This is a genomic window from Streptococcus mitis (genome assembly GCF_003944325.1).
GTDB classification, from domain to species: domain Bacteria; phylum Bacillota; class Bacilli; order Lactobacillales; family Streptococcaceae; genus Streptococcus; species Streptococcus mitis_CW.
Window position 1 is genome coordinate 1 of sequence record NZ_RJPX01000053.1, and the last position, 10,246, is coordinate 10,246.

At 37.7% G+C, this 10,246-nt stretch carries 9 protein-coding genes and 3 pseudogenes; 11 read left to right on the plus strand and 1 reads right to left on the minus strand.

Features of this window, described 5'->3' with window-relative positions; all coding sequences use genetic code 11:
* The 6 genes and pseudogenes from D8787_RS10445 to pnuC form a co-directional block, all read left to right on the plus strand.
* Nucleotides 1-754, plus strand: a 754-nt coding sequence (locus D8787_RS10445; RefSeq protein ID WP_260471395.1) for a reverse transcriptase domain-containing protein, incomplete at its 5' end; no start/stop codon positions are given.
* Nucleotides 755-1,080: 326 nt separating this feature from the next.
* Nucleotides 1,081-1,683 carry an ECF transporter S component gene (locus D8787_RS10450; protein WP_124787260.1) on the plus strand — a complete coding sequence of 201 codons (603 nt, stop codon included), beginning with the start codon at nt 1,081-1,083 and terminating at the stop codon, nt 1,681-1,683.
* Nucleotides 1,683-2,474 carry an energy-coupling factor transporter transmembrane component T gene (locus D8787_RS10455; protein WP_185776804.1) on the plus strand — a complete coding sequence of 264 codons (792 nt, stop codon included), beginning with the start codon at nt 1,683-1,685 and terminating at the stop codon, nt 2,472-2,474. The genes D8787_RS10450 and D8787_RS10455 overlap by 1 nt, the downstream gene beginning before the upstream one ends.
* A complete protein-coding gene (locus tag D8787_RS10460) occupies nt 2,450-3,286 on the plus strand; it encodes an ABC transporter ATP-binding protein (protein ID WP_125423621.1) in 837 nt (278 codons plus the stop codon). The genes D8787_RS10455 and D8787_RS10460 overlap by 25 nt, the downstream gene beginning before the upstream one ends.
* A complete protein-coding gene (locus tag D8787_RS10465) occupies nt 3,273-4,073 on the plus strand; it encodes an energy-coupling factor ABC transporter ATP-binding protein (protein ID WP_125423624.1) in 801 nt (266 codons plus the stop codon). The genes D8787_RS10460 and D8787_RS10465 overlap by 14 nt, the downstream gene beginning before the upstream one ends.
* A 320-nt stretch (nt 4,074-4,393) precedes the next feature.
* Nucleotides 4,394-4,597, plus strand: a pseudogene (gene pnuC, locus D8787_RS10475) (nicotinamide riboside transporter PnuC); the annotation flags it as partial.
* A 152-nt stretch (nt 4,598-4,749) separates the two neighbouring features.
* On the opposite strand, the gene D8787_RS10480 reads toward pnuC, so the two are convergent.
* Nucleotides 4,750-5,286 (minus strand): TetR/AcrR family transcriptional regulator, encoded by a 537-nt coding sequence (locus tag D8787_RS10480; RefSeq protein WP_125423626.1) that lies wholly within the window; start codon nt 5,284-5,286, stop codon nt 4,750-4,752.
* A gap of 132 nt (nt 5,287-5,418) precedes the next feature.
* Between D8787_RS10480 and D8787_RS10485 the strand changes: the two genes are divergently transcribed.
* The 5 genes and pseudogenes from D8787_RS10485 to D8787_RS10505 all read left to right on the plus strand — a co-directional run.
* Nucleotides 5,419-6,309, plus strand: coding sequence for a cation diffusion facilitator family transporter (locus D8787_RS10485; protein ID WP_125423629.1), 891 nt, complete (start codon nt 5,419-5,421; stop codon nt 6,307-6,309).
* Nucleotides 6,310-6,518: 209 nt separating this feature from the next.
* A pseudogene (locus tag D8787_RS12130) lies at nt 6,519-6,599 on the plus strand (IS200/IS605 family transposase); the annotation flags it as partial.
* Between the two features lie 446 nt (nt 6,600-7,045).
* Nucleotides 7,046-9,220, plus strand: coding sequence for a glycosyl hydrolase family 28-related protein (locus D8787_RS10495; RefSeq protein WP_125423632.1), 2,175 nt, complete (start codon nt 7,046-7,048; stop codon nt 9,218-9,220).
* On the plus strand, nt 9,204-9,950 hold the full coding sequence (locus tag D8787_RS10500) for a protein phosphatase 2C domain-containing protein (RefSeq protein WP_125423635.1): 747 nt from the start codon (nt 9,204-9,206) through the stop codon (nt 9,948-9,950). The genes D8787_RS10495 and D8787_RS10500 overlap by 17 nt, the downstream gene beginning before the upstream one ends.
* 57 nt (nt 9,951-10,007) lie before the next feature.
* Nucleotides 10,008-10,246 (plus strand): annotated as a pseudogene (locus D8787_RS10505) (phosphate uptake regulator PhoU); the annotation flags it as partial.

Consider the following 10,246-nt stretch of genomic DNA (forward strand, 5'->3'; position numbering starts at 1 on the left):
AGGTGTTATCATTAACGGTCAGCGTCATAAAACGCTAGTTGGCACACCACAGGGAGGAAATTTATCTCCTCTCTTATCCAATATCATGCTTAATGAATTGGATAAGGAATTAGAAAAGAGGGGACTTCGATTTGTGCGCTACGCAGATGATTGTGTGATTACGGTCGGAAGCGAGGCTGCCGCTAAGCGTGTGATGTATTCAGTCAGTCGTTTTATTGAGAAAAGGCTAGGTTTGAAAGTAAACATAACCAAGACTAAGATTACCAGACCAAGAGAGTTGAAATATTTAGGTTTCGGGTTCTGGAAATCATCAGCTGGTTGGAAAAGTCGCCCCCATCAAGATAGTGTTCGGAGATTTAAGCTTAAATTGAAGAAACTAACACAGAGGAAGTGGAGTNTAGANTTAACAAGACGTATTGANCAACTGAATTTNTCTATTCGAGGATGGATAAACTATTTCTCATTGGGAAATATGAAAAGTATTGTCACCAGCATAGATGAGCGCTTGCGCACTCGCCTACGAGTGATTATCTGGAAGCAATGGAAGAAGAAATCTAGACGATTATGGGGATTGCTTAAGTTAGGAGTTCCTAAATGGATAGCAGATAAGGTATCTGGCTGGGGCGACCATTATCAATTAGTAGCTCAGAAGTCGGTACTTAAACGTGCTATATCAAAACCAGTCCTTAAAAAACGTGGACTGGTTTCGTGTTTGGATTATTACCTTGAACGACATGCGTTAAAAGTTAGTTGAACCGCCGTATGCCGAACGGCATGTACGGTGGTGTGAGAGGGGCTAGAGATTATCCCCTACTCGATTGTCAGAATTAATGATTTTCATTTTTAAATGGAAAATAAGAGGAAATTTTTAGGATTTTCTAAAATTTTACTGTAAATACACTTGACTATTCATAAAATAGGTGTATAATGTGTTGTGAACTACTTAACAAATAAAGATTTCCAGCTCATGTCGACTAAGGATGGAAATCTTGTGTATAGACAGTTCAGTAGATATATAATAGAGCGTTGCGTCCGAAAGTCTATCCAGACACGGCTCTTTAAAAACAAAAGGAGAAGATTATGAAAACAGAACCGATTCATCGTACCAGTATGTGGAAATTTAAGTTAAGTGCTGCCACCATGACTTTGATTCCCGCTGCCGTGGGGATTAACTATGTTGCCAAAGCCTTGGCGGAGGGGTTAAAGTTGCCCGTTTGGCTGGGGTCTTTGGGAACCTTTCTTTCCAGCATGTTGGCTGGGCCGGTTGCCGGTGCCATTAGTGGTTTCATCAACAACGTGATCTATGGGCTGACCTTATCGCCAATTTCAACCGTGTATGCGATTACCAGCATCGGAATTGGGATTGCTGTCGGAGTTTTGCACGCCAATGGGTGGTTCTCGTCAGCGCGACGAGTATTTGTTTCTGCTATTATTATTGCCATCGTTTCAGCTGTCATTTCAACGCCACTCAACGTCATCTTTTGGGGTGGTCAGACCGGTATCGCTTGGGGTGACTCATTGTTTGCGGTAATGGTCGCCAATCATGCACCAGTGTGGCTGGCCTCATTTACCGATGAGTTTGTCTTGGATATTTTGGATAAAGTCTGCGTGGCCTACCTGGCATTCTTCATCTATCGTCAGCTGCCGAAGCGGATGGTGCACTTCTTTAGCGATGATAAATGATGACTGATAAAACATTGATTTCTGGAGCGCCACGGGTCAAGCTCAAGTGGTACCAGGTGATCGATCCGATTACTAAGCTCTTGTTCATCTTGGACATGACGTTGTTGAGCTTTGCCAGTATGAATTTATTGCTTCAGGCCGGATTAATTCTTGTCGCAACACTGCTATTGTTATTTTCCAAATTGAGTTCTACCACCTTTAAGGCGCTGGGATTCAGCCTGTTTCTGATTTGCACCATGCTGATCATCCAAGGGTTATTTTACAGTCGGAATCAAACTGTGCTGTTTTCTGTGCTTGGGGTGTCGTTCTACAAAGAAGGCCTGATTTACGCCACCACTCTGGGTTGTCGAGTATTGGTGATTATTTTGACCAGTGGCTTTTTTATGGTGACCACGAGTATTTCAGAAAACTCGGCCTATTTGGAACTGTCCGGATTGTCTTATAAAACCGTCTACGTTCTGATGTCGGTGTGTTATATTTTGCCGGAAATGATGCGCAATATGCGGAAAATCCAGCAGGCACAAAAAGTTCGGGGAACCAATCCGCAAAAAACGTTGATTCAGAAATTAAAGTCAGTCCTGCCGGTTCTAATTCCATTGGTGATTAAGACCTTGGATCAATCGATGACGCGGTCGATTTCTCTCCAACTGAGAGGTTTTGATAATCTCAACCGGACTGTCAGAACCTCCCAGCGCGTGTATCGCCTGTCGCGGACGCTGCACATTGGTCTGACTGGATTGGCAATTTTATTGATTGGGTGGAAGATATGGACGAAGATAAACGGATTGTAATTGAAAATTTGACCACCCGTTATCCGGGTACTGAGCAACCACAACTGCGTCAGATTAACGCGGAGGTTCATACTGGCCAGGTGGTTGGGATTATCGGGAATAGCCACTCCGGCAAATCGACTTTGTGCCGTGTGCTGGCAGGGGTCATTCCCAAAATTGTGTCTGCTGAGATTGAGGGCGATTGGCACATGTTTGGCCAGCGAGTGTCCGACAATTGGCCCGTTTATAATGCCATGAATGGAGTTGTACTGCAAAATCCAGCTGGCCAACTAAGCGGGTTGGCAGACACGGTTGCCGATGAAATCGCCTTTGACTTGATTAATCAGGGAATGGCTGAAGGACTGATTCAAAAACGGGTTGAAGAAGTTGCCACGCAAATGGGGCTGATTGAACAGCTGAATTTGCGTCCCGAGAGCCTTTCCGGTGGTCAGATCCAGCGGTTGGCAATTGCGACGGCGATTGTGGCTAATCCGGCTGTTTTGATTATGGATGATCCGACCAGTGAGATGGATCCCCTTGGCCGCCGGCAATTTTTCCAATGGCTGGCCCAAGTCAAAGAGACGACTGTCTTCATTGTCACCAGTGAAATTGACGATTTGTGCGAAGTCGCCGACGTTGTGTGGGTGCTGCACGAGGGTCAAATGGTAGCCCAGGGCAGGCCGGGTGAGGTGTTTAATCATTTGGCAGCTGACTGGCAGATTCCAGCCCCGACAATCCAGCAACTTGCTCAAAAAATGGATTGGCACTTGGCTGATGGCCGGTATCCAGTGAATTACGCTGATCTGAAGGAGGTTCGTTATGTCAACAATTGAACTGAGCCACCTGACGTTCACTTATCCGGAACGGTCCTTTAGCTTGGATGTTGAAGACAAACACTTCGCCGATCCGATGGTGGCGATTGTCGGCCAAAATGGTGCCGGCAAATCAACGCTCTTCAAATTGTTGACGGGCTTGCTGACACCACAAACCGGTGTGATTAAGATCGATGGAGAAAATTTTAATGATCTTAAACCAGTCGAAAAGTTACTGAAGGTTGGGATTGCTTTTCAGAATCCTGACGATCAGCTTTTCAACCCGACCGTTCAACGAGAGGTGGAGTGGAATGTCGCGCAGATCATGGATGACCACGACACGATTACGAGGCGGGCTTTAGCGGCTCTAAAAAGAGTTGGCTTGGATGATAAAACAGCTGAAAGTCCATATGACCTGTCATTGTCGGAACGCAAGCTGTTGAGTGTTGCCACAGTTTTGGCAGTGGATCCGGCGATTTATTTATTTGATGAGCCGATGATGTCGCTTGATTGGGAAAGCCGGCGCAAGTTGACCGCAATTTTCCATCAGTTGGCTGATTCGGGCCACCAAGTTGTGACCATCACCCATGACATGGATTGGGTCGCCGCCGAGTTTGAGTCGGTGTATGTTATGGAACACGGGAAGTTTGGCTTCGCCGGCAGTCCACGGGAATTGTTCAGCAATCACGAACTTGTCCAGCGAGTGGGATTACTACCACCGCGGATTATGGACATAGCGGAGTCGCTGGGTGATTCACAGACATATTTATCGGTTAATGATTATTGCCAGAAAAATCGAGATGTATAGAAAAAGTCACCTCTGCGGGTTTTCCAGGTTGAAGGATTAACTTCAGCTTCTGGCAAGAACTCACATGGGTGACTTTTGTGTTTAATAACGTTTCATGATCATCGGGGGCTTCCTCAGCTCACTCGGTTTGATTTTGCTTTGTTTCGTGGTCATAATCATATACCATTTCTTTTGGATTTTTTGTTTGACTAATACAAAATAGGTCTTCATAGGTCTTCGCATTTTTAGCGCCCATTAGGATCATCAGTATAATTTTCTGAATTAGGAGACTGTCCCATCACTATTCGAACTTCGTCTCCCAACTTACGCTGTTCCCATTCAATGGTGTAGGGCAAATCCTCATGACAGCTGTTTACCGTGAACAGTGGATATTCTGGGCTGCTACTAATGTCTTTTCAATCTATCTCTGGTGGGGAGAAAGCCTGCAAATCCAAGGGAAATATTTGATTTATCTCATTAACAGTCTAGTTGGTTGGTACCAGTGGAGCAAGGCAGCTAAGCAGAATACGGATTTATCTAACTAGGAAAAGATATTTTAGGTTTTGGGATAAAACAGATAGAGTTGATAATCAAGGATTTATATTATGAAAAAGAGGATTGGCGGATCCTCTTTTCTTGTTGAAAAGATAAAAAACTTACTAGCCTAGAAATAAGGTAACTGAGTTCTACTCTGTATTCAATTTTTAGGAATGAGAAAGTCTAGATAAAACTGGACAACTTCCTGTTCTGTGAAGTCTTGCCCTTTTTTGAGCCACCAGATCAATGTCTCGGTGAAGTTTGTTACGACCAAGTGTTGGAGATAAGAGGCAGGCAGACTGGGGTGTGCTTTTTTCAAATCATCAGCCAGCATGGGATAGACGTGGTGCTCCAGCTCTCTCTGGAGTTGACGGAGGAAGTAGTCATTTTTGGAGAATAGCAGACTGGTGATATGGTCTTGATTTTTCTGAAAATGCAGAAAGAGGTGGGCGAGGTAATCTTCGGTTGAAATGGCTTGCTCTCTTTCAAAAAGATGATGGAAGAGGTAGCGACAGAGCTCGTCTAGAAGCAGTTCCTTGCTTTCATAGTGACAGTAAAAGGTGGAACGTCCCACATCTGCGAGATCAATGATATCCTGAACAGTAGTAGCCTCGTAGCCCTTAGCATTCAAAAGTTGTAGAAAGGCTTGATAGATGGCTTTTTTTGTTTTACTGATACGGCGGTCAATCTTAGTCATATGGACACTTGAGGCAAATTGTTCAGAACTGAATAAAGCTGACCTTTTGCTTCTATCCTTTCTTTGAGTTTTAGTGGATAATGATAATGAACAAGGTGTTCATGAATCTATTATAACAAAGGAATGAGAAATATGAAGGCAAAATATGCTGTTTGGCTAGCTTTTTTCTTAAATTTGACTTATGCTATTGTCGAGTTTATTGCAGGTGGAGTATTTGGTTCGAACGCTGTTCTTGCTGACTCTGTACATGACTTAGGAGATGCGATTGCAATTGGAATATCAGCTTTTCTAGAAACCATCTCCAATCGTGAAGAAGACAATCAGTACACCTTGGGTTATAAGCGGTTTAGTCTGCTAGGAGCCTTGGTAACAGCGATAATACTCATGACAGGATCTCTTCTAGTTATTTTGGAAAATGTTACGAAGATTTTAAATCCGCAACCAGTTAATGACGAGGGGATTCTCTGGTTAGGAATTATTGCAGTAAGTATTAATGTATTAGCGAGTTTAGTGGTTGGTAAGGGAAAGACACAGAATGAGTCTATTCTGAGTCTGCATTTTCTGGAAGATACCCTAGGGTGGCTGGCTGTCATCCTAATGGCCATTGTTCTTCGATTTACGTACTGGTATATCCTAGATCCACTTTTGTCCCTTGTCATTTCTTTCTTTATTCTTTCAAAAGCTCTTCCACGTTTTTGGTCTACGCTCAAGATTTTCTTGGATGCTGTGCCAGAAGGAGTAGAGGCAGGTAATTTGGAGAAGGATTTGGAGACTCTGACCAATGTCAAAAGTGTTAATCAACTTAGTATTTGGTCTATGGATGGTCTGGAAAATAATGCTATTATCCATCTCTGTTTAGAAGATTGGGAGCAGATGACGGAAACAAAGAATCAAGTACGTCAACTCTTAGAAGAAAGAGGCGTGCAGAATATTACTATTGAAGTAGATAGCAGTCAAATTAATCATTCGCAACATAAAAGGAGGGTAACAGCCTTAGAGCAACCCCATGAGCATCAACATTAGAAAAAGAGGCTGGGACAAAACTCAATTTCAAGAGAAAATGAAATAAATATTCCTAGAATAAAACGCATAGTATCAAGAATTTCAATACATGATACTATGCGTTTTATTATGTGAGTACGGTGGGATTCAATGAAATTACAATTACGAAATATATTCAAGATTAAAGAAATTAACCAGTGGATGATTTCTTCACGAGTATGAAAATTTGAGAACGAGTAAAGCATGATATAGCACTAGATAGATTGAGTGTAAAAGAATATGAGGATCCCTTTAGGGATAGTGGTAAGTAATACTAAAGCCTCTTTAAGAGGCAAGTGACGAGTCAAGAGCAATAAGGCTTGAACAACGTGAAAGCCAGCGTCTTTAGACGCTAGCTGGTAATCTGAACTTATAGCCCTGGTACAGACCACCCGTTTGACGGATGGACATGATTTTAAATTATAATTAAAAGATTACGACTTTTATTAAATAGAATTTAGTGATATTTTAGAAGATTTTTTTCGAAATAATGAAACTATTATCTCAAACTAGAAATGTTTGGAATATTATTGGTGTATAGTTTGGATATATAATTCATTAGATGATTGCGTTTTCAAAAATATTGTCTTTTGATGTGTTATTTCTTGACAATTCAAATTATAAAATATATTATAAAGATAATGACAGCGGTGTCATTTTATCAATTTTAAGAAAAGTAATAATAAATTGTAAATAAATAAAAATATTGGAGGTCTTTATGAAACACATTTTTCATAATGAAGTATTTAGCATTCGTAAATTAAAAGTTGGGACATGTTCAGTTTTATTGGCTATTTCAATTTTATTGGCTATTTCAATTTTGGGAAGCAATAGTATTTTAGCGGATGAAATTGGTACTAATACATCACAAATTGATACAAAAGAAATTTCTAATGTAACTACCAATGATTCGAGTTATTCACAAAATCTTAATAAGAATATTTCTACTGAAAATATTGATACAAATTCATCTACTATTAATTTAGTTACTTCATCAAATGTTGATAGTAATGTGATTAGTGATATAAATCGTTCTAATTCACAAATAGATAGTAAATCGGTTGACAATCAAGATAAAACTACAACTCAAATTAAGAGTAATAAAAAAGATGATATAAGTGATAATACAAATAAAAAAGATATCCAAAAAACTGCTTTAAATGTAAAAGATTATGGAGCAATAGGTGACGGGGTTCATGATGATCGTCAAGCAATTCAAGATACAATAGATGCTGCAGCTAAAGGACTAGGTGGAGGAAATGTATATTTTCCTGAAGGAACTTATTTAGTAAAAGAAATTGTTTTTTTAAAGAGTCATACACACTTAGAATTGAATGAGAAAGCTACCATTCTAAATGGTATAAATATTAAGAATCACCCTTCCATTGTTTTTATGACAGGTTTATTTACGGATGATGGTGCGCAAGTAGAATGGGGCCCAACAGAAGATATTAGTTATTCTGGTGGTACTATTGATATGAACGGTGCTTTGAATGAAGAAGGAACTAAAGCAAAAAATCTACCACTTATAAATTCTTCAGGTGCATTTGCTATTGGGAATTCAAATAACGTAACTATAAAAAATGTAACATTCAAGGATAGTTATCAAGGGCATGCTATTCAAATTGCAGGTTCGAAAAATGTATTAGTCGATAATTCTCGTTTTCTTGGTCAAGCTTTACCTAAAACTATGAAAGATGGGCAAATTATAAGTAAGGAGAGTATTCAGATTGAACCATTGACTAGAAAAGGTTTTCCTTATGCTTTGAATGATGATGGGAAAAAATCTGAAAATGTTACTATTCAAAATTCATATTTTGGTAAAAGTGATAAATCTGGAGAATTAGTAACAGCAATTGGTACACACTATCAAACATTGTCGACACAGAACCCCTCTAATATTAAAATTTTAAATAATCATTTTGATAACATGATGTATTCTGGTGTACGTTTTACAGGATTTACTGATATTTTAATTAAAGGAAATAGATTTGATAAGAAAGTAAAAGGAGAAAGTGTACATTATAGAGAAAATGGTGCAGCCTTAATAAATGCTTTTAGTTATAAAAATGTAAAAGATGAACTTGACTTAAATAAGAAAGTCGTTATTACTGAAAATACATTTTATATTTCTGATCCTAAAACAAAGGCTATTAGAGTAGCAAAAGATAGTGCAGAATATTTAGGAAAAGTATCAGATATTACTGTAACAAAAAATGTAATTAATAATAATTCTAAGGAAACAGAACAACCAAATATTGAATTATTACGAGTTAGTGATAATTTAGTAGTCTCAGAGAATAGTATATTCGGTGGTAAAGAAGGAATTGTTATTGAGGATTCAAAGGGTAAAATAACCGTTTTAAATAACCAATTTTATAATTTATCCGGTAAGTATATATCATTCATCAAATCTAATGCAAATGGGAAAGAACCTGTTATACGTGAAAGCGATGGTAATTTCAATATTGTAACGGAGAATGGGCTTTACAAAATTGTAACAAACAATTTAAGTGATAAAAACGAAAAAGAAAAAAATAAAGAGGAAAAATTTAAAACAAGTTCATATGAGCATGAAAAACAATCTCATTCAAACAATGTAATTGATAGTAACCAGAAGAACGGAGAGTTTAACTCAAGTAAAGATAATAGACAAATTAATGACAAGATCAACAATAAACAAGATAATAAGACAGAAGAAATAAACTATAAAATAGTTGGAGATGACAGAGAAACTGAAAATCATATTAATAAATCTAAAGAAATAGTAGATGTAAAACAAAAATTACCAAAGACTGGTTCGAACAAGATTATGGAACTATTCTTAACAGTGACAGGGATTGGTTTACTTTTGACACTTAAAGGGTTGAAGTATTATGGTAAAGATAAATAAAATTTGTTCGATACAAGGAAGTTCCGTAGAAAATGAGGATACTGTAGGTTCACAAAATCAGTATTTTTGGATTATTGATGGAGCTACAGATTTATATAATTCTAAAGAGGAGATAGGTTATTCAGTCTCAGAAGTTGTACATATTTTATCAGAAAGTTTGTCGGTTAATTGTAAAGAATCAAAAACTCTTAAACAAATATTTGAAACTGCTTTACTCGAGGTTAAAGATGAAATCGGTTTAAACTCATATGAATTAACAGAGTATTATCGCTTACCAACATTTGCTTTTATATTTGCTAAACTTTCAGAAAAAAAGTTGGAGTATATGATGCTAGGTGACTGCGTCATGTTAGTAAACGATATGGAAATAACTGATCATAGAGTAGATAACTTATTTGAAAAAGGGAAAAATGAGATAAAAGATTCAATTGGTTCAAATAGTGTTTTAAATAAAAAAATTATTTTACAAAAAATCAGAAAATTATCTAATCAACCGAGTGGGTACTGGATAGGTTCGTTGGATGAGAGATTTTTAGACCATGCTATTATTAACCAAATAGATGTTACTAGTGAACAAATTGTTTTAATGAGCGATGGCTTTTATGAATTCTATCAAAATAATCAAAATAAAACTTTTGAAGAGTTAATTAAGATGAGATTTAATTCTTCTGCTATTGATCCAATCTATGGAAAGAAGGATGATGCAAGTATTCTAGTTATTGATGTTTGATATATTGTTTAAAATATTAATTGTTACTATTGAACTTTGTTAAGAAGAGGTACCTAAATGTTAAGGTTATATTTAGAAAATGAAATTATAGAATTATCAAATAATTTAGAGACCGTTTGGGTATCTGTGCTTGATAAATATGAGAAGTTATTTGAATATTTATCAAATGAAGAACGAGTAGAATTGATTAAAGAAGATTTAATCATAAATGAGTCAGTTCTAAATATTGATAAAAAAGGATATGAGTTAATTTGTTTACAACATCCTGTTTCATATGACTTAAGAAGAATTATTAG